The 23714-nt window shown below is 36.1% G+C and carries 20 protein-coding genes; 12 read left to right on the plus strand and 8 right to left on the minus strand.

The window, feature by feature from the left end:
• Nucleotides 1-68: 68 nt before the first annotated feature.
• The 7 genes from AC2A1G_RS15675 to AC2A1G_RS15705 all read right to left on the minus strand — a co-directional run bounded on the left by AC2A1G_RS15675 (nucleotide 69) and on the right by AC2A1G_RS15705 (nucleotide 7521).
• Complete coding sequence (locus tag AC2A1G_RS15675) at nucleotides 69-434, minus strand: response regulator transcription factor (protein WP_484047845.1); 366 nt, start codon at nucleotides 432-434, stop codon at nucleotides 69-71.
• A gap of 12 nt (nucleotides 435-446) precedes the next feature.
• Entirely contained in the window at nucleotides 447-3140 is a 2694-nt protein-coding gene (locus AC2A1G_RS15680; protein ID WP_484047846.1) for an ATP-binding protein, read from the minus strand.
• On the minus strand, nucleotides 3133-3327 hold the full coding sequence (locus AC2A1G_RS15685) for a hypothetical protein (RefSeq protein ID WP_056029475.1): 195 nt from the start codon (nucleotides 3325-3327) through the stop codon (nucleotides 3133-3135). The genes AC2A1G_RS15680 and AC2A1G_RS15685 overlap by 8 nt, the downstream gene beginning before the upstream one ends.
• A 255-nt stretch (nucleotides 3328-3582) precedes the next feature.
• A complete protein-coding gene (locus AC2A1G_RS15690) occupies nucleotides 3583-3810 on the minus strand; it encodes a DUF6814 family protein (protein ID WP_484047847.1) in 228 nt (75 codons plus the stop codon).
• A gap of 44 nt (nucleotides 3811-3854) precedes the next feature.
• Nucleotides 3855-5435 carry an MFS transporter gene (locus AC2A1G_RS15695; protein ID WP_484047848.1) on the minus strand — a complete coding sequence of 527 codons (1581 nt, stop codon included), beginning with the start codon at nucleotides 5433-5435 and terminating at the stop codon, nucleotides 3855-3857.
• A gap of 42 nt (nucleotides 5436-5477) precedes the next feature.
• Complete coding sequence (locus tag AC2A1G_RS15700; RefSeq protein ID WP_484047849.1) at nucleotides 5478-6857, minus strand: porin; 1380 nt, start codon at nucleotides 6855-6857, stop codon at nucleotides 5478-5480.
• A gap of 247 nt (nucleotides 6858-7104) precedes the next feature.
• Nucleotides 7105-7521, minus strand: a complete 417-nt coding sequence (locus AC2A1G_RS15705) for a transposase-like zinc-binding domain-containing protein (protein ID WP_484047850.1) — start codon at nucleotides 7519-7521, stop codon at nucleotides 7105-7107.
• A 158-nt stretch (nucleotides 7522-7679) separates the two neighbouring features.
• Here AC2A1G_RS15705 and AC2A1G_RS15710 point away from each other — a divergent pair, with 158 nt between their 5' ends.
• The 8 genes from AC2A1G_RS15710 to argH all read left to right on the plus strand — a co-directional run bounded on the left by AC2A1G_RS15710 (nucleotide 7680) and on the right by argH (nucleotide 16886).
• A complete protein-coding gene (locus AC2A1G_RS15710) occupies nucleotides 7680-8276 on the plus strand; it encodes a GNAT family N-acetyltransferase (protein WP_484047851.1) in 597 nt (198 codons plus the stop codon).
• Complete coding sequence (gene argG, locus AC2A1G_RS15715) at nucleotides 8248-9444, plus strand: argininosuccinate synthase (protein WP_484047852.1); 1197 nt, start codon at nucleotides 8248-8250, stop codon at nucleotides 9442-9444. Before AC2A1G_RS15710 ends, argG begins: the two co-directional genes overlap by 29 nt.
• Before the next feature lie 125 nt (nucleotides 9445-9569).
• A complete protein-coding gene (gene argC, locus AC2A1G_RS15720) occupies nucleotides 9570-10550 on the plus strand; it encodes an N-acetyl-gamma-glutamyl-phosphate reductase (protein WP_484047853.1) in 981 nt (326 codons plus the stop codon).
• Nucleotides 10551-10903: 353 nt separating this feature from the next.
• Nucleotides 10904-12043 (plus strand): aspartate aminotransferase family protein, encoded by a 1140-nt coding sequence (locus AC2A1G_RS15725; RefSeq protein ID WP_484047854.1) that lies wholly within the window; start codon nucleotides 10904-10906, stop codon nucleotides 12041-12043.
• A 237-nt stretch (nucleotides 12044-12280) separates the two neighbouring features.
• Nucleotides 12281-13237: a Rossmann-fold NAD(P)-binding domain-containing protein gene (locus AC2A1G_RS15730; protein ID WP_484047855.1), complete on the plus strand. Its 957-nt coding sequence runs from the start codon at nucleotides 12281-12283 to the stop codon at nucleotides 13235-13237.
• A 191-nt stretch (nucleotides 13238-13428) separates the two neighbouring features.
• Nucleotides 13429-14223 (plus strand): acetylglutamate kinase, encoded by a 795-nt coding sequence (gene argB, locus AC2A1G_RS15735; RefSeq protein WP_484047856.1) that lies wholly within the window; start codon nucleotides 13429-13431, stop codon nucleotides 14221-14223.
• Nucleotides 14198-15280 (plus strand): M20 family metallo-hydrolase, encoded by a 1083-nt coding sequence (locus tag AC2A1G_RS15740; RefSeq protein ID WP_484047857.1) that lies wholly within the window; start codon nucleotides 14198-14200, stop codon nucleotides 15278-15280. Before argB ends, AC2A1G_RS15740 begins: the two co-directional genes overlap by 26 nt.
• A gap of 301 nt (nucleotides 15281-15581) precedes the next feature.
• Nucleotides 15582-16886 (plus strand): argininosuccinate lyase, encoded by a 1305-nt coding sequence (argH, locus tag AC2A1G_RS15745; protein WP_484047858.1) that lies wholly within the window; start codon nucleotides 15582-15584, stop codon nucleotides 16884-16886.
• Nucleotides 16887-17036: 150 nt separating this feature from the next.
• On the opposite strand, the gene AC2A1G_RS15750 is transcribed toward argH, so the two are convergent.
• Nucleotides 17037-17498 (minus strand): Lrp/AsnC family transcriptional regulator, encoded by a 462-nt coding sequence (locus AC2A1G_RS15750; RefSeq protein WP_047442942.1) that lies wholly within the window; start codon nucleotides 17496-17498, stop codon nucleotides 17037-17039.
• 241 nt (nucleotides 17499-17739) lie between these two features.
• Between AC2A1G_RS15750 and AC2A1G_RS15755 the strand changes: the two genes are divergently transcribed.
• The 4 genes from AC2A1G_RS15755 to carB all read left to right on the plus strand — a co-directional run bounded on the left by AC2A1G_RS15755 (nucleotide 17740) and on the right by carB (nucleotide 23667).
• Nucleotides 17740-18630, plus strand: a complete 891-nt coding sequence (locus AC2A1G_RS15755) for an aspartate carbamoyltransferase catalytic subunit (protein WP_484047859.1) — start codon at nucleotides 17740-17742, stop codon at nucleotides 18628-18630.
• Between the two features lie 203 nt (nucleotides 18631-18833).
• Nucleotides 18834-19907, plus strand: a complete 1074-nt coding sequence (locus AC2A1G_RS15760) for a carbamoyl phosphate synthase small subunit (protein WP_484047860.1) — start codon at nucleotides 18834-18836, stop codon at nucleotides 19905-19907.
• A gap of 23 nt (nucleotides 19908-19930) precedes the next feature.
• Nucleotides 19931-20431, plus strand: a complete 501-nt coding sequence (locus AC2A1G_RS15765) for a hypothetical protein (protein WP_484047861.1) — start codon at nucleotides 19931-19933, stop codon at nucleotides 20429-20431.
• A gap of 53 nt (nucleotides 20432-20484) precedes the next feature.
• Complete coding sequence (carB, locus tag AC2A1G_RS15770) at nucleotides 20485-23667, plus strand: carbamoyl-phosphate synthase large subunit (RefSeq protein WP_484047862.1); 3183 nt, start codon at nucleotides 20485-20487, stop codon at nucleotides 23665-23667.
• Nucleotides 23668-23714: the final 47 nt, after the last annotated feature.

A 23714-nucleotide genomic window follows, 5' to 3' on the forward strand; every position in this document is an offset into this window, starting at 1 on the left:
TGTCATTGCGAGGAATGAAGCAATCTCATCTTCAACAGATTGCTTCGTTCCTCGCAATGACACGGCGTTTAATTAGTCAGCAAATCCTCAATCTGCTGAATCAGTTTTTTGATCGAATACGGTTTTGTAACGTATGCATCTGCTCCCATTTCAAGACCTTTTTCAATGTCTTTAGGGTTGTTTTTGGCACTGAGAAACAAAACTTTTGTACTGTTTAAATTTTCATTCTTTTTTATTTCTTCCAACGTGCTGTAGCCATCGAGATTTGGCATCATAATGTCGAGCAAAATCACGTCAGGAACGATTGTTTTTAGAAATTCCAAAACCTCTGTTCCGTCTCTGGCGATGAAAACTTCGTAACCGATTTTCCTGAAACTGTATTCCAATGACATTAATATTTTGTGTTCGTCGTCGGCGATTAAGATCTTTTTCATTGTGTTTCTTCGTTAATGTTCAACTTCATTAATTTTAATATTTTTCATCGGCAGGGTGATGGTAAACGTCACACCCAATCCGCTGTTTTCTGCTTTAATATTTCCGTTGTGGGCTTCGACGATTCTTTTTGAAATTGCCAATCCAAGGCCACTTCCGATAGGTTTAATGATATTTTGGTTTTTAGACTGATAAAATTTATCGAAGATCATTTCCAAATCTTCTTCCGGAATATTTTTTCCGGTGTTAAAAATTTTAATAACTAAATCGTCATCTTTTTCTGAAAGCTTGGTCTGAATAATTCCCTGTTCATCGGTAAATTTAAGGGCATTTCCTAAGATATTCTGAAATAACTGAATAAATCTTGCTTCATCATATTCAAACAGATAATGATTCAATAAATCAACCTCGCTCACATGAATGAATTTCTGCTGAATTAAATGCAGAATTGGATTTAAAGCCTTTTTATAGGTTTCAATAATATTATTTTCCTGAATATTTAAAGCAATTTCGCCGTGTTGAAGTTTATCCAGATATAAAATGTCGTTGATGATTTCGCTTAATCGATCAGACTCTGTGATGATGTTATTTAAAAATTCTCTTTTAATATCTAAAGGAATATCGTCGTCATCCGCCAAAATTTCTCCTGCAGAACGAATTGCCGTAATCGGCGTTCTCAATTCATGCGCAACAGAATCCAGAAAATCATCTTTCTGACGGTCTTTTACAATCAGATTTTCATTAGCTGCACTCAGGTCGTTGGAAAGTTGTTTTAATTCTTCCGATTTTTCAGTTAATTTCTTATTTAAAGTGATATTTTCTTTTGATTCCTCCAAAATATTTAAGACTTCTTTTAATGAAATTTTATCTTCCTTGGTCACCCCCTCAATCAGAATTTTTGCCGAAGCCGTCCCGATTCTTCCTGCTAAAAGGTTTTCAGAAAACTTAATAAATCTTGAATCTGCAGTTTCAGTTTGCGAATCGATATTGTATTTAATATTGAAAATCCGCATTGCCTGTTCGGTTTTCTTTTTACCTAAAAAACGTTCCAGAATGTTTTGAATATCAGAAATATAAGCGGTTCCTCTCCAAATGAAAGCATTTTCGTGGTTTTGAATATATTTGTCGATATCAACATACAATTCGGCGAAATTTCTTTCACGGTAATTTCCTTTCATGCTTACGGAAAGTATGGTGAACAGGGCAGTATTTGTCAAAATAGACCAAAAGAAAATCTGAGGAATGTGTCCCAGAAAAGATATTTTGAAAAAGTCAAAAGCATCATACATTTCTCTTAAAACTCCTTTCAGCTCAGAATTGTATGAGAAATAATATTGCGGAATAATTAAACCGAAATAACAGATGATCAAACCTGCAATCAAGCCCGTTACAGCACCTTTGTAACTTCCGCGACGCCAGAAAATGGCTCCGAAAAATGATGGTGCAAGCTGTGCAATCATCACAAATGAAATCAATCCTACAGAATCGAGTGACGTTTTCAGAATAAAATATTTGTAAAAGGCAAAAGCTAAAATAACCAGTCCGAAAATCGAGAATTTACGGATGTTGGTAATGTTTCGGTTGTTTTGAACTTCATTTTCAGCTTTAAATTTTCCGAGTAATCCGTAAGGAATAATTAAATTGTTTGAAAGCATGATCGACAAAGTAATCGCCGAAATAATAATCATCGAAATGCACGAACTTAGACCTCCCAAAAAAACTAAAACTGTAATTAAAGTATTATCAAAATATTGAGGAATGAGGATAGAGTAGAACTCGGGATTGACATTTTGTCCGTCAAAAATTAATCTTCCGCCCCAAGCGATCGGAAAAATGAAAATGGTAAAAATTAAAAGATACAAAGGGAAAAACCAGATTGCTGTTTTGATGTGTTTTTCCTGTCTGTTTTCTACAATCGCAGTGTGAAACTGTCTTGGTAAAATACAGATTGCTGTTCCGGAAATCATGCAAAGCACCATCCAGTTCATGGCTCCTTCAATTCCGTTGAAAGTATTTTTAGCTTTAAAATCAGAAAATTTTGAAGCTTTCTGATAAATATCTCCGAAGCCGTCAAAAACATAGTAAATCACAAAAACTCCGAGAATAATAATGAAAAATAATTTAAGAAAACTCTCCAAAGCAATGGCTGAAATAATTCCTAAACGTTTTTCGGAGGCATCGACATATCTTGTTCCGTAATACGAGGCAAAAACTGCAATGAGAACAACCACGAAAGTCGCACTGTCCGTAAGAAGGTTTTTTGAAACCGCAGTTTCTGTTACCAAGTGAAAAGTTTCTGAAATTGCTTTGATCTGAAGACCGATGTAGGGAATAATTGCAAAAAGACACACCAAAGTAATAATTGCGCTGAAACTCCTGCTGTTCCCATATCTCAAAGAAATAAAATCTGCAATACTGCTTATTTTATTCACTCTTGAAATTCGGACAATCCTTGTGTTAATATAAATCCACGCCGGAATGACCATGATCGGACCGATGTAGATTGTCAGATAGTCGAGTCCGCTTTTGGCTGCAACACCAATGCTGCCATAATACGTCCATGCTGTACAATATACGGCAAGTGAGAGCGCATAAATGTAGGGGTTGTTGATCCACATTTTACTCTTCTTCTTCTCTGCGAGGTGCGCAGCTAAGAACAAAAGGGCGAGATAAATCAAAACAACAATAAATAATGCTACACTACTCATCGTATTTTTTTATGATTACGAAAGAAATAATAATAGAAATCATCCAGACTGTAAAAAGATAAACAAGAATCATTGGATAACCAAAAACTTCTCTTTCACTGTTGAAAAGCAACGAAATGGGAATACTGAAAGCGATAAGTAAACCTACGCTCAGAATAATCAGCTTTTGTTCGTGACGCTTTTTCATGATTGATGAATGATGATTGATAATTGATTGATTCGAATGTTTTAATATTATTTGATTTCAAATCAGTTTTCATTAAAAGTTTCTTTTCCCAACCCTAAAGGGAGGAAAACTTTTATTTAAAATTGACTAAAACTATTCCCATGTCATCCTGAGTTTGTCAAAGGATGTTTGGAAGAAATAATTTTATTCAATTTTTTGATAAAAGATAATTGATGAACGCAAATCATTCATCAATTATCAATCATCGTTTATAAATTACTGCTTGTTATCAGAATATTCTCCAGTTAGAGAATAATATCCGAAAATTGCCATTCCTCCTGAAACAATCGGTACCAATACAAAAAGTATGATGATTCCGAACACAAGATCTTCCTGTTTTCCTGAGGTTATTTTTGGGATTCCCATTACAGTGATGCCGAAGTATGCAACCACCAAGGCAACTAAAATCCAAACTATGCCTAATATTTTTTTTAATCCGTCCATTTTGTTAGATTTAAAATTAATAAATTTTTAAGTGATTTCGCTTATTAATCGTGGATATTATTGTTCTTGTTTTTAAGATAGAATAACCCGATGACCAAACAGACTGCTGCGACGCCGATTGGATACCAAAGTCCTTCCAGATACCATGTTGCATGCCCCGCATCTTTTCCCTGAGTTACGAGATAGGTTGCCACAGCCGGCAGTAATCCTCCAAAAACCCCATTACCAATATGATACGGCAACGACATCGAAGTATAACGGATTCTCACTGGGAACATTTCCACTAAAAATGCGGCAATCGGACCGTAAACCATCGTCACAAAAATCACCTGAATAAATACAAGGAAAACCAAATACCATCTCGTGTCATCATTCAGCGTAATTGAGGTTGATACTTTTGGCTCCTCCGCTTTTCCGTCTTTCATAACCGGACCGGCTGCTGACCAATGAACGATACTGTCTTTTTTAATTAAAGTTCCGTCTGTAAATGAAGTTTCTTTATGAAATGTAACCAAGCTGTCTGATGCAATAGTTTTGTGAATGGTTGCGACTCTCGTTTCTTTAATTCCGTTGTCTGCCACGGTTTTCGCTTCAATGTTCACGCTTTTGTACATAGCATCGTAAATGGGTCTGTAAGCTAAGATTGCGACCAGCATTCCCGTCATCATAATCGCTTTGCGACCAATTTTATCTGAAAGCCAACCGAAAAATACGAAGAAAGGTGTTCCCATCAATAAAGCCGTTGCCATCAGATAATCGACCTGCATCGAATTGATGTTCATTACTTTTTGTAAGAAACTCATGGCGTAAAACTGTCCTGTGTACCAGATGACCCCTTGTCCCATCGCAGCTCCGAATAATGCCAGTAAGACAAATTTGAAGTTGAATTTATTTCCAAAACTTTCTTTTAAAGGATTGGTTGATGTTTTTCCTTCTGCTTTCGCTTTTGCAAAAAGCGGAGATTCTTTCATGTTTTTTCTGATGAAATAAGAAACCCCAACCATCAAAATTGAAATCCAGAAAGGAACTCTCCATCCCCAGGAATCAAAATCTTCTGCAGAAAGTGTGTTTTTAGTAATCAAAATCACGATTAATGAAATGAAAAGTCCTGCGGTAGCGGTAGTTTGAATCCATGAAGTCCAGTAACCTCTTCTGTGTGGCTGTGAGTATTCTGCAACATAAGTTGCTGCCCCGCCGTATTCACCTCCTAAAGCCAATCCTTGTAAAAGTCTTAAGATTAAAACTAAAACCGGCGCCATAAATCCGATGGTTTCATATCCCGGAATACATCCAATCAGGAAAGTGGAGAATCCCATGATCAGTAAGGTAACTAAGAAAGTATATTTTCTTCCGATGATATCTCCCAATCTTCCGAAAAACAAAGCTCCGAAAGGTCTTACCACAAATCCTGCTGCAAAAGTGGCTAATGTAGATAAAAATGCTGCGGTAGGATTGTCTGCCGGAAAGAATTTGGTCGCCAAAACGACTGCGAGACTTCCGAAAATGTAGAAATCATACCATTCTATCAAAGTTCCGAGGGACGATGCGGTGATCACGCTCCAAATGGTGCGGTTTTTCTGCTTATCCGTCATATTCTCGTAAGCATCATGATGTTGTTCGCTCATATCAATAGATTTTTTTGTTAATTAAATTAAATGGAATTAGTTTTATAGGTAAATCTGAAGCTGTACAATAAATTCTCCTTTAGACTTAGGATTTTCTGTCGGACTTGTATAAACAGGTCTTGTAGAATATTGAGTCGTAATTTTTGCGTGATGACCGTCTAAAAACCAGTTGGCTCCCACATCAAACTGTGAAGAAGGCTTATCAAATGCTTCAAAATCTTTGTATGTGTAAGCCGCAAAAGGCTGAATTCTGATTTTCGGTTTTTCTGCCTGACTTGGTAGTAATAATCCTGCCTGAGCATAAACCACATTTCCAGTTCCAATCATCGGTTGAAGATTTCCGGGACCTGCTAAAGCTCTTTGTCCGACAAAATTCGGGTCATTCGCTGCGACATTCATGGTTCCTAAATTTCTAATGTAATTTGGACCAAAATTGTAGTTGAAATATCCTGCATAAGCCGATACAGCCATTTTATTTTTCGCTTCGCCCAAAGGAATATCGGCAAAAGCATCTACAGAAAGTAGGGTAATGTCGTGTTTTTCGATGTTGGAATTGAGAGAAGTTCGTGTTCCTTCGGCCTGATGGTAAAAACCTGCACCGACGTTGAAAACTCTTTTGGTTCCCAAATAGGAACCCACTTTGAAAGGAAGAAGATTAGATTCTGTATCGAGGAATTGGTACTCAAAATATCCCGCTTTAGACCAGTTCGGATTTCCATTATTGTCAACAGCGACTTCGTTTCCGGGAATTAAAGTATTGGCTGGAGTCAAATCTGTTGCGAATGGTTTATTTAAACTCATTCGGTATTCAAATTTTCCGTATTTACCTTTTGCGAAAACACCCATTTGTCTTGCGAATTGGTCTGAATTATCGATTAGAGGCCAACTGAAAACCGGAGAATCCAAAGTCAGAAAGTTCAGTGTGGAGGCCATTGTCATACGGGAAAGTCCCATGTAATAATGAAGTCCACCTCCTAAGGTCAAACTAAATTTACCTGCTTCACCCGGCATTATTACTGCATATTCGTTCCAGGCATCGTGAAAGAAAAGCTGTGGTTTTTTACCGTTTCCGTAACCTCCTGTTCCGGTTGTTCCTGTTGCGCCACCATTGATGAAAGTCTGATTATTGATCCCGAAATGCGTAAGAATCATGTAACGCTTCGTGATTTGCGCGTAGGCTAAAATACGTGCTCTACGATTTCCCAAGTTCCACGTATTGTCTGTTGGTTCGCCTCCAACCATACTTCCGGGGTTCATTTCGGTGTTCCTGATCCAGAACTGATCCCATAAAATAAATCTTACATACTTATCTCCCTCAGGATTTAAATTTATTTTTAAACCACCTCCGTAATCCGGAGATCCCTGGCCGTATACAGAACTGCTGATTAAAGCTAATCCAATAAAACTTAATATTTTCTTCATAAATTATTAATTTTTTGGCTGTTATTTTGTGAAAGCCAAATTGTAATTAATAATTTAGTTATGAAAATTTAATATATATTTATGATAAGAATATAGTTATTAGATTTAAGTTATGAATTATTAGTTTTAAAGTGGTTAAATTTTTAGACTGATTTATATATAATCTTTTATTAAACAGTTAATTATGTATTTTATTTATATAAAATAAAGTTATAACTCATAATTAATAACTCATAACTTCTAAAATCTATTTTTTAAACCGTTCCCATTTAATCAACATATATTTATCAGCAAACTGAGTGATAATTAAACCAGAATCTTTAATATTTTCTTCTTTCGATATGTATTCAATTAACTCATTCTGCTTTAAAACTTTATAAACAGGATGGAAATCGGAATGGGGTGGTCTTACGATATTGTATTTCTTAATCCACGAACTGATAGTCACATGTGAAACGCCAATAATCCTTTCTATTTCACGGAAACTTAAACCTTCAAGATATAATTGGAGTGCTTTGGTTACATAATAATCATCAATTTTTTTACCTAATTTTTTTACGGTAAAGTAATAATTACAATCCTTACAATGGAATCTTTGCTTCTCGTTAATGATTCCGCTTTTTACAATTTTTTCACTTTTGCATTTTGGACAAATATTTTCCATATATAGTATTTTAGCAAATATATAATAATTTAGCAACATTAAATTTTAATAATAAGATAATTATACCTGCTAATATTAATTAAACAATAAAATTATCTTTTTTATTTGGTTTTTAAAGATAATATGCTTTAAATTTGCCAAAAAATTCAGATAAATAAATGGAAATAAAAATTTCCTCATGCGAACATTTAATGTATGTGAGTGAAATACAGCAGGAAATGTATGATTCTGCACAGCGACGCGGAACGGGAATCGCTAAACGTTCTATAGAATATTTAAGTAAAAAGATTTTAGAAGGCAATGCTGTTGTTGCTACTGAAAACGGCGAATGGGTAGGTTTCTGTTATATTGAAACATGGTCGCATGGTCAGTTTGTAGCCAACTCAGGGTTAATCGTTTCTCCAAAATTCAGGGAGCGAGGAGCTGCAACTTTAATTAAGGATAAAGTTTTCCAACTATCCAGAGATAAATATCCGAGTGCAAAAATTTTCGGATTGACGACAGGTTTGGCGGTCATGAAGATCAACAGCGATTTAGGGTACAAACCAGTTATTTATTCTGAATTAACACAGGATGAAGAATTCTGGAGCGGTTGTAAAAGCTGTGTGAATTATGATATTTTAATAAAAAAAGAACGTAAAAACTGTCTTTGCACGGCAATGCTTTTCGTTCCTGATAATAAAGTAGATGGAGTTGAGAATAATCAACCCGAAAATCAATATAAAAATGAGCAAGAAAGTAATCTTAGCGTTTAGTGGAGGTTTAGATACCTCTTACTGTGCCAAATATTTGAGTGAAATACTTGGATATGAGGTGTATGCAGTCACTGTAAATACAGGAGGTTTTTCTAAAGAAGAGGAAAAAGAACTGGAGAAAAAAGCCCTGAATCTTGGGGTAAAAGAATACAGGTGTGTTGATGCTCAGGAGGATTATTATAATTCTTGCGTAAAGTATTTAATCTTTGGGAATGTCTTGAAAAACAATACGTATCCATTATCTGTAAGTGCTGAACGTACGATTCAGGCGCAGGAGATTGCAAAATATGCCATTGAAATCGGCGCTGATGCCATTGCTCACGGAAGTACGGGGGCTGGAAATGATCAGGTTCGTTTTGATTTGATTTTCCAAGTAATGTGTCCGAATGTAGAAATTATTACGCCAATTCGCGATTTGTCTTTATCACGTGATGAAGAAATCGAATTTTTGAAAAGTCACGGTTATGAAATGGAATTCCAGAAAGCACAATATTCTGTCAATAAAGGACTTTGGGGAACTTCAGTCGGCGGAAAAGAAACTTTGACATCAAGAAATTACCTGCCTGAAGAAGCTTTCCCTTCGCAAATTAAAGAAACTCAGCCTTCAGAACTGGAAATTGAGTTTAAAAATGGGGAAATTGTAGCGGTGAATGGAGAGAATTTTGAACACTCGGTCGATGCGATTCAAAAGATTGAAGAATTAGCTTCTGCTTACGGAATTGGTCGTGACATCCACGTTGGAGATACCATTGTCGGAATTAAAGGAAGAGTCGGTTTTGAAGCTGCAGCAGCGTCTGTGATCATCAAAGCGCATCATTTATTGGAAAAACATACGCTTTCAAAATATCAACAAATGATGAAATCTCAACTGTCAGATTGGTACGGAAACTGGCTTCACGAAGCACTTTTTTTAGATCCTGTGATGAGAAATATCGAGTCTTTCTTAAACGATTCTCAAAAAACAGTGAGTGGAAAAGTGTTTGTAACGCTTCATCCATACCGGTTTATTTTAAATGGAATTGAATCTGAACACGACTTAATGTCTGATAAATTCGGAAGTTATGGTGAAGCAAACAAAGCATGGACAGGCGAAGATGTGAAAGGCTACACGAAAATTGTAAGCAATTCCTTAAATATATATCATCAGATTAATCAAAATATAAATTGATTTAAAGAAATGGATTGAGGTTGTCATTCTGAACGAAACGAAGTGGAGTGAAGAATCTCTAAAGATAAAACTGAGATTCTTCCTTCGTCAGAATGACAAAGCATCAATTTTTAGAAATAATGAAAATGATTAATCAAAAAGAAATAAAAACAGCAGGAATCATCGGCGCCAACGGTTACACAGGAAGCGAATTGGTTCGTTTGTTGGCTTTTCATCCCAATGTGTCTTTGAGTTTTTTATATAGCCGATCAAATTCGGGGACAAGAATTTCAGATTTGTACCCGGATCTGGCGACGGTTTGTGAAATGGTTTTAACAGATCAGCCTGAAGAAGTAGATATTTTATTTTTATGTCTTCCACACAAAGAAAGTCAGCATTGGCTGGCTCAAAATGGGGTAAAAGATGAAACGTTAGTAATCGATTTAGGAAATGATTTTCGTTTAGATGGAAATTTCGCAAACAGAAATTTTATCTACGGTCTGCCTGAAATCAACAAAAAACAACTTTTAGGAGCGAAAAGTATTGCAAATCCGGGATGTTTTGCAACGGCGATTCAACTGGCTTTGCTTCCACTGGCTCAAAAAGGATTGTTGAATGAAGTGTACACAACGGGAATTACAGGTTCTACAGGAGCGGGTCAGTCTATGCAGGCAACGACTCATTTTACCTGGAGAAATGATAATATTTCAGCCTATAAAACTTTGACACATCAGCATGTGGATGAGATTTTACAGCAGTTAGTTTCTTTTAATACAAATGAAATCAGTCTGAATTTTGTTCCATGGAGAGGAGATTTTGCGAGAGGAATTTTTACGAGTTCCACGGTGAAAACAGATTTAGAACTTTCAGATATTCATCAATTGTTTAAGGATTTTTATGCAGATGAACCTTTTGTAAAGGTAAGCGAAAAAGCAATTGATTTAAAGCAGGTTGTCAATACCAATCGCTGTGTGATTCATATAGAAAAGAGTGGAAATGTTGCGGTCATTCACTCAGCGATTGACAATTTGTTAAAAGGAGCTTCCGGGCAGGCTGTTCAAAACATGAATCTTGCAATGGGTTGGGAAGAAAATTCAGGACTGAATTTAAAACCAATTGCGTTTTAGATATGAATTAAAATGTGAATTGTCAATAAGTCAATAGTGAATTTTAAAAGCTTGCATCAAAACCGACCTAGGAAAATGGAGCGTTAAGAAAATTAAAAATTAAGCCGTTAAGAAATTTCCACTGTTTGAAGCGCGAGACAAATGCTGAAAGTAAAACAAATATTGAATTCGCGCAAGTTTTGGAAATTTTAGGATTAAATTTTAATTTTTAGGGGAAGTTTCCAAGTCTTGTACCGAAGCTTCGGGATTGTTTCTTTTGTTTGACTACGTCGAATCTTCGATTTCAAGACAAAAGAAAAATATAAGAAAGATGAAATCATTCATCAAACATCAATTATCATTTATAAAAAGACATGAATTTATTCAACGTATATCCATTATTCAATATAAATCCTGTAAAAGCTCAGGGATCATTTCTTTGGGATGATAAAGGAGAAAAATACCTTGATTTTTACGGAGGTCACGCGGTAATTTCTATCGGGCACAACCATCCGCATTATCAAACTCAATTAAAAAACCAGTTAGATAAAATATCTTTCTATTCAAATTCGGTTCAGAATGAATTGCAAACTGAATTGGCTGAAAAATTAGGAAAACTTTCAGGTTTGGAAGATTACAATTTATTTTTGTGCAATTCAGGAGCTGAAGCGAACGAAAATGCTTTAAAACTGGCTTCTTTCCATAACGGAAAAAGTAAAGTGCTGTATTTTTCTGGCTCGTTTCATGGAAGAACTTCAGCCGCGGTTTCTGTCACTGATAATCCTAAAATCGTAGCTCCGGTAAACTATGACGAAAGATTTATTAAATCTGAATGGAATAATATAGAACAGCTTGAAACCATTTTTAAAAATCAGGGAAGTGAAATTTCATCTGTAATTATTGAAGGAATTCAGGGAGTTGGAGGAATTATGATTCCAACGGTTGAATTTTTAACGAAAATCAAAGAACTGTGCGAAAAATATGATGCGGTTTTGATTTTAGATGAAGTTCAGTCCGGTTATGGAAGAAGCGGATATTTCTTTGCTCATCAGGAATTTGGAGTTGAAGCAGATATTATTACAACGGCAAAAGGAATGGGGAATGGTTTCCCGATTGGTGGCGTTTTGATTCATCCGAAATTTCAGGCAAGCAATGGTTTATTGGGCACAACTTTTGGCGGGAATCACTTGGCTTGTGTTGCTGCAATTGCGGTTTTAGATGTGATGAAAGATGAAAATCTCATCGAGAATGCTCAGGAAATGGGCAAATATATTGAAAACGAAATTAAAGATTTTCCACATATTAAAACGATCCGAAGGAAAGGCTTGATGATTGGAATTGAACTCGACAGGGATTGCTCGGAAGTGAGGAACAGCCTATTGTACAATCATCATATTTTCACCGGAAACTCTAATGATAAAGCTGTGTTGAGGATTCTTCCTGCACTTAACATTCAAAAAGAAGAAACAGATCTGTTTATCGGTGCTTTGAAAGAAGTATTGGAGCAAATCTAATCTGTGAAAGTTACACGGTCTGTCATTCTGACGAAGGAAGAATCTATTAATATTATGAACAAGGGATTCTTCACTACACTTTGTTTCGTTCAGAATGACAAACATGACTTTCAATTGCTGAGTGAAACGTCCTTGCGAACGAAAAATATTTTCAAGTTTAATTAAAAAAACTTCGCGACCCTAGCGTTAATAACTCAGATAATATGTAAGATAAAAAATCTTTAAAATCAATTCAAAATGAAAAAATTCACCTCTGTAAGTGATGTTAAAAACTTACAGGAAATCATACAAAAAGCTTTACAAATTAAAGAAAACCCTCTTTCGGAAACCGAAAAGGGAAAAGGAAAAACAATAGGACTTGTATTTTTAAATTCAAGTTTGAGAACCCGTTTAAGCAGTCAGATTGCGGCACAAAATTTAGGCTTAAATGTATTAACGTTAAACGCAGCTCAGGAAGCATGGAATTTAGAATTTGCAGATAGAGCGGTAATGAACGGCGATACGGTAGAACATATCAAAGATGCCATCGAAGTATTAAATCAATATTGCGATATCATCGCAGTTCGTTGTTTTGCAGGAATGAAAAGCAAGGAAGACGATGTTAATGAAAGCATTCAAAGTCAATTCGAGCAACATGCGAAAGTCCCTGTTATTTCTCTGGAATCTGCAACGCGTCACCCTTTGCAGAGTTTGGCGGATTGCATCACAATTATCGAAAACTGGAAAGAAGAACGCAAACCAAAAGTAGTGTTGACTTGGGCTCCTCACATCAAACCTATTGCTCATGCGGTAGGAAATTCATTTGCAGAATGGATGCAGGAAATGGATGTCGAGTTGGTAATTGCGAATCCAGAAGGCTATGATTTGGATAAAAAATTTACAAAAGATGTGAAAGTAATCCATAATCAGGATGAAGCGTTGAAGGATGCAGATTTTATTTATGTTAAAAACTGGTCATCTTTTGATGATTACGCAGCAATGCCTGAAGTGAAAGAAAATTGGATGTTAACAAACGAAAAATTGGAAAACACCAATCAGGCAAAAGTAATGCACTGTCTTCCGGTTCGCCGTAATGTGGAATTGAGTGATGAGGTAATGGATGGTGAAAATTCTATTATTTATCAACAGGCAAAAAACCGAATTTTCTCGGCTCAGGCGGTTTTTTCTGAAATTTTAGATGAATTGAATTCTTAATAATAACTAAACCTCATAGGTTTTTAAAACCTATGAGGTTTACATGAGTTTAATTTACAATAAAATCAAACCTAACGGGTTTTTAAAACCCGTTAGGTTTAAATTCATCTCAGTGAATTGAGATCAATCGGAGTCCCGAAGGGACGACTTAATCCAGAATAGGATGCAATCCTATGTAAATGAATTAAATAATGAAAGAAAAACTATACATTATAAAAATCGGCGGTGCTTTAATTGATGATGAGGAATTATTGAACGAATTTCTGGAGCAGTTTTCTGAAATTAAAGAGCATAAAATTTTGGTTCATGGAGGTGGAAAATTAGCAACCACGTTGGCGTATAAACTGGGCGTTGAACAAAAAATGATTAACGGACGAAGAATCACAGATAAAGATACCTTGGATATTGTGGCGATGGTGTATGCAGGAGGAATCAACAAAAATATCGTGGCAAAACTTCAGCAGAAAAAATGCAAAGCAATGGGTTTTTCTGGTGCTGATGCCAATTTAATTAAAGCCAAAAAAAGAGAACATGCAGAAATAGATTTTGGATTTGTGGGAGATATTGAGAAGAAAAGCGTGAACAGGAAATTAATCTCAAAATTAATTAAACTTAAACTTGTTCCCGTATTTTCAGCAATTACACATGATAAGAAAGGAAATCTTTTTAATACCAATGCAGACACGATTGCTTCGGTGATTGCTCAAGCGTTATCAGCAAAATATGATGTTGAATTATTGTATTGTTTTGATAAAAAAGGGGTTTTGGGAGATATTGAGAATCCGGAATCTGTTATAAAAAATATTTCTGAAGTAGAATTTTCTAATTTAAAAAATGAAGGAAAACTGCATAAAGGAATTTTACCCAAGTTGGAAAACGCTCTTGGAGCCGTAAAAAATAAAGTCAATAAGGTATTTTTAATTAAAGAAACCGAACTGAAAAACCATATAGAAAACCATCATGCAGGAACTGAAATCTGTTTATAGTAAGGAAGAATTACTGAATAACGCAGTTGAATTGTTGAAAAAACTGATTGAAATTCCATCATTCAGTAAAGATGAATTTAATACGTCTGTGGAGATTGAAAATTTTTTCAAAAACCATCAGATTCCTACAAAACGCTTTAAAAATAACATCTGGTCGGTGAATAAAAATTTTGATGTTTTCAAACCATCAATTTTACTGAATACGCATCACGACACGGTAAAACCAAATAAAGCATACACGTTAGATCCTTTTTTAGCGATTGAAAAAGACGGGAAATTATTCGGATTGGGAAGTAACGATGCAGGAGCTTCTCTGGTTTCGATGGCGCAGGTTTTTTTACATTTTTTCGATAAAGAAGATTTAAAATATAATTTAGTTATTGCTTTGACGGCAGAGGAGGAGATTTCAGGTTTTGACGGGATCGAAACTTTATTTCCGCAGCTTCCGAATGTGGAGCTCGCTATTGTAGGTGAACCAACGCAGATGAATCTGGCGATTGCGGAAAAAGGACTTTTGGTTATTGACGGGGAAATGAAAGGTACTCCTTCTCACGCCGCTCATCCGAATGATGATAACTCGATTGTGAAATGTATGGAAGATGTACAGCAAATTTTAAATTTCAAGTTTCCAAAAGTTTCGGATTATTTGGGTGAAGTTAAAGTGACGTTGTCTGGAATTCATGCCGGAGTTCAGCATAATGTTGTTCCTGAATCATGTCAATTTACCTTAGATGTAAGAGTTACGGATGAATATTCAAACAAAGAAGCATTGGAAATCATTCAATCAAAAATGAAATCAACTTTGACAGCAAGATCTTTCAGGTTAAATTCTTCAAAAATCGAAATAGATCATCCGTTTGTACAGGCAGGTCTGAAAATCGGGAGGACAACTTATGGTTCGCCCACTTCATCCGATCAGGCGATTATTCCGTGTACATCAGTTAAAATAGGTCCTGGCGACAGCAGGCGCTCGCATACGGCAGATGAATTTATTTATATCAATGAAATAAAAGAAGGAATTGAGATTTATATCGAAATTCTAGAGAAAGTTTTATAGGCTGGAAGCGGGATGATGGAAGTCAATAAAGTCTGTAAAAAACGACTTAGGAAACGGAGTCGTTAAGAAAATTGAAATTTAATCCGTTAAAAAATTCCCACTGTTTGAAGCGCGACATTAATTTTGAATTGAAGAACAAATGTTGAATTCGCGCAAGTTTTGGGGGTTTTAGAATTCAATTTTAATTTTTAGCCGGAATTTCCAGTCTTGTCCCGAAGCTTCGGGATTGTTTCTTTTGTTTGACTTCGTCGAATCTTCGATTTCAAGACAAAAGAAAATTTAAAATAAAAAAAGAAATTTTATGAAAAAAATATGGCAAAAAGACGATACTGCCACCAATATATTAGTCAACAAATTCACTGTAGGGAAAGATCTTGACTTTGATGAGCGTTTAGCAAAATACGATGTTAAAGGTTCCGTGGCGCACTGTAAAATGTTGGCCGAAGTTGGAATTATTTCCAATGAAGAATCAGAGCAGATGTTATCTGTTTTGGAAGAAATTTTGAAAGATATCGAAAACGGAACTTTTGAAATTGATAAAACTGCGGAAGATATTCACTCGCAGGTAGAATCTATTTTAATTGAAAAATTAGGCGATACAGGAAAGAAAATTCATACAGCTCGTTCTAGAAATGATCAGGTTTTATTGGATATCAAACTATATTTAGTTGATGAAATTCGTGAAATTACGGCACTGACAGATGAATTCTTTCAAATATTAATCAAACTGGCAGATCAGCACAAAAATGTTCTGCTTCCTGGGTATACGCATTTACAGATTGCAATGCCTTCGTCTTTTGGATTGTGGTTTGGAGCGTATGCTGAAGCATTGTTAGATGATGTTGAAATGTTGTTCTCGGTTAAAAATATCATTAATAAAAATCCATTGGGTTCTGCTGCGGGCTATGGTTCATCTTTTCCGATTGACCGCGAAAGTACAACCTATAATTTAGGTTTTCAATCGATGAATTATAACTCAGTTTATGCTCAAATGACGCGAGGAAAATCAGAGAAAATATTGTCGATGGCAATGGCCACTTTAGCAGGAACGTTGGGTAAATTTGCTTATGATGTCTGCTTATATTTAAGTCAAAACTTTGATTTTATAAGCTTTCCAAAGGAGTTTACGACAGGAAGCAGTATTATGCCTCACAAGAAAAATCCGGATATTTTTGAATTGGTTCGTGCACGTTGTAACAGAATTCAATCGTTGCCGAATGAGTTTATTTTGCTGACGAATAATCTTCCTTCAGGCTATCATCGAGATATGCAACTGACGAAGGAAATTCTTTTCCCGGCTATTGATTCTTTGAAAGAATGTCTGGAAATTTTAAATTATACCTTACCGAATATTCAGGTAAAAGATAGAATTCTGGAAGACGAAAAGTATAAATATCTTTTCAGCGTAGAGAAAATTAATGAAGAGGTGAAAAACGGAAGTTCATTCCGTGATGCGTATGTAAAAGTAGGGCAGGAGATTGAAAATAATGAGTTTGATTTTGAAGTAGGAAACCTAAACCATACCCATCAGGGAAGTATAGGGAATCTTTGTTTAGATAAAATAGAATATCAGTTTAATAAATTGAAAAATAAATTATTGGGTTGATAGTTTGAGTTAAACCATTAAGGTAATTTAAGGGATTAAGAATAGTTAAGATTCGCAAGCGAATAATGAAGCAATGCTTAAAAAATTGTTAGATTTTCTTAATTAAACTTAACTCCTTAAATAAAATCTTAATGGTTCAATTTTAAATATTTAGCCTAAATCAATTTTAAACTTAGTAGACTTTTTCACCTCATGAAGCACAATAGAACTGTGATATTGCCCAATACTCGGAATATTTGAAATGACATTCACGGTAAAATCATTATAAGAATTGATGTCTTTAGCGATAATTTTCAGCATATAATCGTATTCTCCGGAAAGACTGATGATCTCCTGAACTTCATCGTGCTGCATGATGTTTTTCTCGAAAGTTTCCAAAACTTTTTTGGATTGCTCCTTCAGACGGACGTTGCAATAAACAACAATATTTAAACCCAGCTTCTCACGGTTGAGAAGTCCAACATATTTCTCTATAATTCCCTGTTTTTCCAGCTGTTTGATGCGTTCATACGTTGGGGTAAAGGTCAAGCCAATTTTCTCTGAAATTTCTTTCACTGAGAAAGTAGAGTCTTCCTGAATTATGCTGAGAATCATCCTGTCTTTTGCGTCCATAAACTGTATTTGAATTCTAACAAAAATATTAAGAATAAATGAGAATAACCAGTGATTGAAGTTTTTTAATTTTTATACAGTTTCACTTTGTCATGTTGCCCAAATGTTATATCTTTGCACCTAATGAATAACACAGTATTTATATCATTAGAATTACCGGGCGTAGACGCCCTTTACGATATTTATTTATTTTAAGCGAAGATATTTTCTTCGCTTTTTTTATGTTCAAAATTAAGATATTATGTTTACGATTACCGAACTAAGTACAGAGAAAATCAATAAGATACTGACAGAAGCTTTAGCTTTTGCCAACGGAAAAACTGCTAAAATTGAAGGCGAAGTGTTCTGTTCAAATCTGTTTTTTGAAGACAGCACAAGAACTAAAACAAGCTTCGATGTTGCCGAAAGAAAACTGGGTTTGCAGGTCGTTCCGTTTGATGCATCCAACAGTTCTGTGAATAAAGGTGAAAGTTTATATGATACCGTAAAGACGATTGAGAGCATCGGTGTAAATCTTGTCGTGATCAGAGATAAAAAAGACCGTTATTTTGATGATTTGAAAAACATCAACATTCCGGTTATCAACGGAGGCGACGGAACAGGAAATCATCCTTCACAATGTATGCTCGATTTGCTGACGATCTATCAGGAATTCGGAACATTTGAAGGTTTAAAAATAGGAATCGTGGGAGATGTAAAACACAGCCGCGTTGCGAACTCCAATGCTGAAGCTCTAAGAAGACTAGGTGCGAAAGTTTACTTTTCAGGACCTGAACAGTGGTTCGATGAAGGAGCTTTAATTAACGGTACGTATCTTTCTGTAGATGAGATGATTCACGATGTCGATGTTTTGATGTTATTGAGAATCCAACATGAAAGACATGATTCAAAAACGAGTTTCTCTGCTTCGGAATATCACAGAAAATATGGTTTGACGAAAGCAAGGGAAATGACCATGAAAAAAGTAGCCATCATCATGCACCCGGCACCGATCAACAGAGGCGTGGAAATCGATACCGACCTGGTGGAATGTGAACGCTCAAGAATTTTCAAGCAAATGCAGAACGGAGTTTTCGCAAGAATGGCAATTCTGAAAAATGCTTTGGAAGAGAAAGGGTTTTCATTTAAGTAAAAAGGTAAAAGTAGAAAGAGCCATGTTGAGAGTTATTCATATTTCAATTAACAGGGCTTAAGTTATATAAAGCACGCACAAAATTCCCCTCCTTTGGAGGGGTGGCAAAAATTCAAAGAATTTTTGACGGGGTGGTTTAAAAAAGGTCATCAGAAGAAGATGATTTAAAAAAAAGTAAAATAGAAATAAAGATAAAAGTTAAAATGAAGAAAAAATTAATACTGGAGTCCGGTGAAGTATTTCATGGAGAAGGTTTCGGAGCAGATTTGGAAACAGCAGGAGAGGTGGTTTTCAATACCGGAATGACGGGATATCAGGAATTGATTTCTGACCCATCGTACTGCGGTCAGATTGTTTGCATGACGTATCCGCTGATCGGAAATTACGGAATCAACCGTGATGACTACGAAAGCATCGAACCTGCAATCAAAGGTCTTATTGTAAAAGAAATTTGCGATTTACCTTCCAATTTCAGAACACAGATTACTTTACAGGAACTGTTTAAAAAGAAAAATCTTTCAGGAATTTCAGGAATTGATACCAGAAGACTTACAAGAATTCTTCGTAATTCTGGTGTGGTAAAAGGAAAAATCGTGAATGCTGATGCAGAAGAAAATACAACAGTTGAAGAATTAAAATCTACAACGTTCCCAACCAATCAGGTGGAGCAGGTTTCTACAAAAACTTCTTACGCCAATCCAGGAAGAGGACTTAAAGTAGTACTTGTTGATTTTGGGTCTAAACTAGGAATAATCAGAGAATTATCTCAAAGAAATTGTGACATCATTGTCGTTTCACATGATACTACAGCTGAAGAAATTTTGCTGATGGATCCGGATGGAATTATGTTATCCAACGGCCCTGGAGATCCAGAAGACAACCAAAACGCTTTAAACATGATCCGCGGATTGTTAGGAAAAGTTCCAATCTTCGGGATTTGCCTTGGGCATCAGTTGATTGGCTTGGCTTGCGGAGCAAAAACCTTCAAATTAAAATTCGGTCACAGAGGAGGTAATCACCCTGTTTTGGATTTGGAAAAGAACAAAGTTGCGATTACTTCTCAAAATCATGGTTACGCAGTTGATCAGGAGAGTCTTAAAGGAACAGATTTAATAGAAACCCATATCGCATTGAATGACAGAACAAATGAAGGTTTGAAACACAAGATTCATCCTTGCTTCTCAGTTCAGTATCACCCTGAAGCGAGCCCGGGACCTGAAGATGCGAATTATTTGTTTGATGATTTCATCACGTTGATGGAGGATTTTAAGAAATAGATATAATTAATTTAAGCATTTCTATGAAATTTCCAATTGATACGAAGTCTCAAAATTTAAAAATAATCGGAATACAGAAATTATTTCTAAATAACCAAAATGCTACTGGAGATTATTGGGAATACGGAGGTTACCAAACCCTTATTAGTAATTTATCATTATTTAATAGTGATGATTTAGAAGAATTAAAGAAGGATTTTTATTATTGGAATTCTTACAATCTTTGGCTAATTGCTGAAATGTTTGCTTTTATTGAAGAATACGATATTTCAAAAAAATTGAAAAATATTGATGCACCTGAATGGTATTGTGAAATATTTGTATTAATAAATGAATCCGAGGCAAACGATTTATTGGTTAATTTACCATATGTCTTGAGTAAATCAGACCATATGAAAAATAATCTTCTAATTGATATTGAATTTAAATTGATAAATCTTAAAAATTCCAAAACAAGAAATCAGCCAATTAGTTCTTTTGATGAAGCTGTAAAATTAATACACGATATAAAAAACATAATCTAAAAATAATGCTAAAAGTCTAAAATCCAACTTCTAGCATCTCAATTTAAAAAAAAATGGCAAAACGTACAGATATAAAAACAATTTTAGTAATCGGTTCCGGCCCAATTATCATCGGTCAGGCGGCGGAATTTGATTACGCAGGAACGCAGGCTTGTCTTTCCCTGAGAGAAGAAGGCTACAAGGTGATTTTGATCAATTCAAACCCTGCAACGATTATGACGGATGTTGAAATCGCTGATAAAGTTTACATAGAGCCGATTTCACTTCAGTTTGTAAGTCACATCATCAGAAAAGAGCGTCCGGATGCACTTTTACCAACACTTGGTGGACAAACAGGTTTGAACATGGCTGTTGAACTTGAGAAATCAGGGATTCTTGAAGAGTGCAAGGTGGAAGTTTTGGGAACTACACTTTCAGCGATCAACAGAGCGGAAGACAGAGATCTGTTCCGTGAACTGATGAGAGAATTGAACGAACCTGTTCCTGAATCAGATATCGTAACAACGGTTGAAGGAGCGCTTCGTTTTGCTGAAGAAATCGGTTATCCGGTAATTGTTCGTCCTGCTTTTACAATGGGAGGAACAGGTGGCGGAATCGCTGCCAACGAAGCTGAACTAAAGGAAATCGCAGAATTAGGTCTGAAATACAGCCCGGTAACACAATGCTTGATCGAGAGATCAATTGCAGGTTTCAAGGAAATTGAATACGAAGTAATGCGTGATGCAAACGACAACGCGATTGTGGTTTGTAACATGGAAAATATAGATCCGGTGGGAGTTCACACAGGTGACTCAATCGTTGTGGCGCCTTCTCAGACGCTTTCAGACAGAGAGTATCAGTTGCTGAGAAACGCTTCACTGAAAATCATCAGAGCCTTAGGAATCGAAGGTGGATGTAACGTGCAGTTGGCTTTAGACCCGCATTCATTCGATTATTATATCATTGAGGTAAATCCAAGAGTTTCCCGTTCATCGGCTTTGGCATCAAAAGCAACAGGTTATCCTATTGCTAAAATCGCTGCTAAAATCGCTGTTGGATTGACTTTAGATGAAATCATGAATCCGGTTACAGGAAAAACTTACGCTTGCTTCGAGCCGGCTTTGGACTATGTGGTAACCAAATTCCCAAGATTTCCTTTCGACAAATTCGAAACGGCAGACAGAAGATTATCAACTCAAATGAAAGCGACCGGAGAAGTAATGGCGATCGGAAGAAATTTTGAAGAGTCTTTACAGAAAGCAGTTCGTTCTCTGGAAACTGGTTTGAGACATTTAGGTTTAAAAACAAAACAGGCTGCAGCTTTAACGGACGAAGATATCGAAAGAAGAATCAGAGTTTGTGATGACGAGAGACTGTTTATCATTTGCGACGCTTTAAGAAGAGGTTACGACTGGGAACAGATTGTAGAATGGAGTAAAATAGACAAGTTCTTCATCTGGAAATTAAAGAAATTAGTTGATTTCGAAAAGACAATTGCAGCTAGCAGATTCGACAAAGAAATTTTAATTCAGTCTAAAAAATTAGGTTTCTCAGATCAGAATATCGCTCATTTATGGGAATCTACCCAGAGAGAGGTTTACAATTTCAGAAAAGAAAACGGAATTGTGCCGGTTTACAAAATGGTAGACACCTGTGCTGCTGAATTTGAATCTGAAACCCCATATTTCTACGGAACTTACGAAGAGGAAAACGAATCTGTAGTTACAGACAAAGAAAAAATCATCGTTTTAGGTTCAGGTCCGATTAGAATCGGGCAGGGAGTTGAGTTCGATTACGCAACGGTTCATTCGGTTTGGGCAATCAAAGAAATGGGTTACGAAGCGATTATCATCAACAATAATCCTGAAACGGTTTCTACAGACTTCTCGATTTCAGATAAATTATACTTCGAGCCTTTAACGGAAGAAGATGTGATGAGCATCATCGACCTGGAGAAACCAAAAGGAGTTGTTGTACAGTTTGGTGGACAGACAGCCATCAATTTAGCAGATAAATTAGCAGCTTACGGCGTTCAGATCTTAGGAACTTCACTGGAAGATTTGGATAGAGCTGAAAACAGAGATAAATTCGAAAAAGCCCTTCAGGAACTGGGAATTCCACAGCCTTTAGGAAAAACTTCAACTTCAAAAGAAGAAGCGATTGTGATTGCAAACGAGATCGGATATCCTGTTTTGGTTCGTCCGAGCTACGTGTTGGGAGGTAGAGCGATGGAAATTGTGTACACTGAAGCAGAATTGGCGCACTACATGGAATTTGCGGTAGATGCAAGTCCGGATCAGCCGGTTTTAGTTGACCGTTACATTACGGGAAGAGAAGTTGAAGTCGATGCAATCTGCGACGGCGAAACGGTAATCATTCCTGGAATTATGGAGCACATCGAGAGAGCAGGAGTTCACTCCGGTGACTCGATTGCAGTTTATCCGCCACAAAATGTTTCTCAGGCAGAAATCGATACTTTGGTAGATTATACTCAAAGATTGGCTAAAGGATTGAATGTGATTGGTTTAATGAACATCCAATACGTTCTTTTTGAAGGAAATGTGTATGTGATTGAAGTGAATCCGCGTTCATCGCGAACAGTTCCTTTCTTATCTAAAATTACCGATGTTCCGATGGCAAATCTTGCTACGAAAGCGATTTTAGGTCAGAAACTGAAAGATTTAGGCTACAAAAACGGATTGGTTCCGAATAAAGAAGGTGTTTTCGTAAAAGTTCCTGTGTTCTCATTCTCAAAATTGACGAAAGTTGATATCTCTTTAGGCCCAGAAATGAAGTCTACAGGAGAAGTGATGGGGAAAGACACGACTTTGGAAAAAGCGCTTTACAAAGGATTGGTTGCAGCCGGAAGAAAAGTTCCGATGCACGGTTCAATCCTGTTCACTGTAGCTGATAAACACAAACAGGAAGCTGCTGATTTGGCATCAAGATTCCATGAAGTTGGTTTCAGAATCTGGGCAACGGAAGGAACTGCAAAATTCTTCGAAGAAAAAGGTATTCCGTGCAAAATCGGATACAAAATCGGCGAAGAAGATGTCAACCTGATCGATTTAATTCAAAAAGGAAAAGTTCAGTACGTAGTCAATACGATGACCAAAGGAAAACAGTCTGAAAGAGATGGTTTCCAGATCAGAAGAATGAGTGTTGAAAACGGCGTTCCTTGTTTAACATCGATGGATACAGTTGAAGCGATCCTGAAAGTGATTGAGAGTATGAGTTTTAAGATGGAGACGATGTAGTTTTAGCACGTTTCTACTTTCATAAATTAAACCTAACAGCTTTTTAA

It is taken from the genome of Chryseobacterium sp. HNCC26DJ240 (assembly GCF_057180485.1).

Excerpts from the sequence above, each read along its gene's own strand:
- AC2A1G_RS15675 (WP_484047845.1), bottom strand. The coding sequence starts at position 434 with ATGAAAAAGATCTTAATCGCCGACGACGAACACAAAATATTAATGTCA.
- AC2A1G_RS15680 (WP_484047846.1), bottom strand. The coding sequence starts at position 3,140 with ATGAGTAGTGTAGCATTATTTATTGTTGTTTTGATTTATCTCGCCCTT.
- AC2A1G_RS15685 (WP_056029475.1), bottom strand. The coding sequence starts at position 3,327 with ATGAAAAAGCGTCACGAACAAAAGCTGATTATTCTGAGCGTAGGTTTA.
- AC2A1G_RS15690 (WP_484047847.1), bottom strand. The coding sequence starts at position 3,810 with ATGGACGGATTAAAAAAAATATTAGGCATAGTTTGGATTTTAGTTGCC.
- AC2A1G_RS15695 (WP_484047848.1), bottom strand. The coding sequence starts at position 5,435 with ATGAGCGAACAACATCATGATGCTTACGAGAATATGACGGATAAGCAG.
- AC2A1G_RS15700 (WP_484047849.1), bottom strand. The coding sequence starts at position 6,857 with ATGAAGAAAATATTAAGTTTTATTGGATTAGCTTTAATCAGCAGTTCT.
- AC2A1G_RS15705 (WP_484047850.1), bottom strand. The coding sequence starts at position 7,521 with ATGGAAAATATTTGTCCAAAATGCAAAAGTGAAAAAATTGTAAAAAGC.
- AC2A1G_RS15710 (WP_484047851.1), top strand. The coding sequence starts at position 7,680 with ATGGAAATAAAAATTTCCTCATGCGAACATTTAATGTATGTGAGTGAA.
- argG (WP_484047852.1), top strand. The coding sequence starts at position 8,248 with ATGAGCAAGAAAGTAATCTTAGCGTTTAGTGGAGGTTTAGATACCTCT.
- argC (WP_484047853.1), top strand. The coding sequence starts at position 9,570 with ATGATTAATCAAAAAGAAATAAAAACAGCAGGAATCATCGGCGCCAAC.
- AC2A1G_RS15725 (WP_484047854.1), top strand. The coding sequence starts at position 10,904 with ATGAATTTATTCAACGTATATCCATTATTCAATATAAATCCTGTAAAA.
- AC2A1G_RS15730 (WP_484047855.1), top strand. The coding sequence starts at position 12,281 with ATGAAAAAATTCACCTCTGTAAGTGATGTTAAAAACTTACAGGAAATC.
- argB (WP_484047856.1), top strand. The coding sequence starts at position 13,429 with ATGAAAGAAAAACTATACATTATAAAAATCGGCGGTGCTTTAATTGAT.
- AC2A1G_RS15740 (WP_484047857.1), top strand. The coding sequence starts at position 14,198 with ATGCAGGAACTGAAATCTGTTTATAGTAAGGAAGAATTACTGAATAAC.
- argH (WP_484047858.1), top strand. The coding sequence starts at position 15,582 with ATGAAAAAAATATGGCAAAAAGACGATACTGCCACCAATATATTAGTC.
- AC2A1G_RS15750 (WP_047442942.1), bottom strand. The coding sequence starts at position 17,498 with ATGGACGCAAAAGACAGGATGATTCTCAGCATAATTCAGGAAGACTCT.
- AC2A1G_RS15755 (WP_484047859.1), top strand. The coding sequence starts at position 17,740 with ATGTTTACGATTACCGAACTAAGTACAGAGAAAATCAATAAGATACTG.
- AC2A1G_RS15760 (WP_484047860.1), top strand. The coding sequence starts at position 18,834 with ATGAAGAAAAAATTAATACTGGAGTCCGGTGAAGTATTTCATGGAGAA.
- AC2A1G_RS15765 (WP_484047861.1), top strand. The coding sequence starts at position 19,931 with ATGAAATTTCCAATTGATACGAAGTCTCAAAATTTAAAAATAATCGGA.
- carB (WP_484047862.1), top strand. The coding sequence starts at position 20,485 with ATGGCAAAACGTACAGATATAAAAACAATTTTAGTAATCGGTTCCGGC.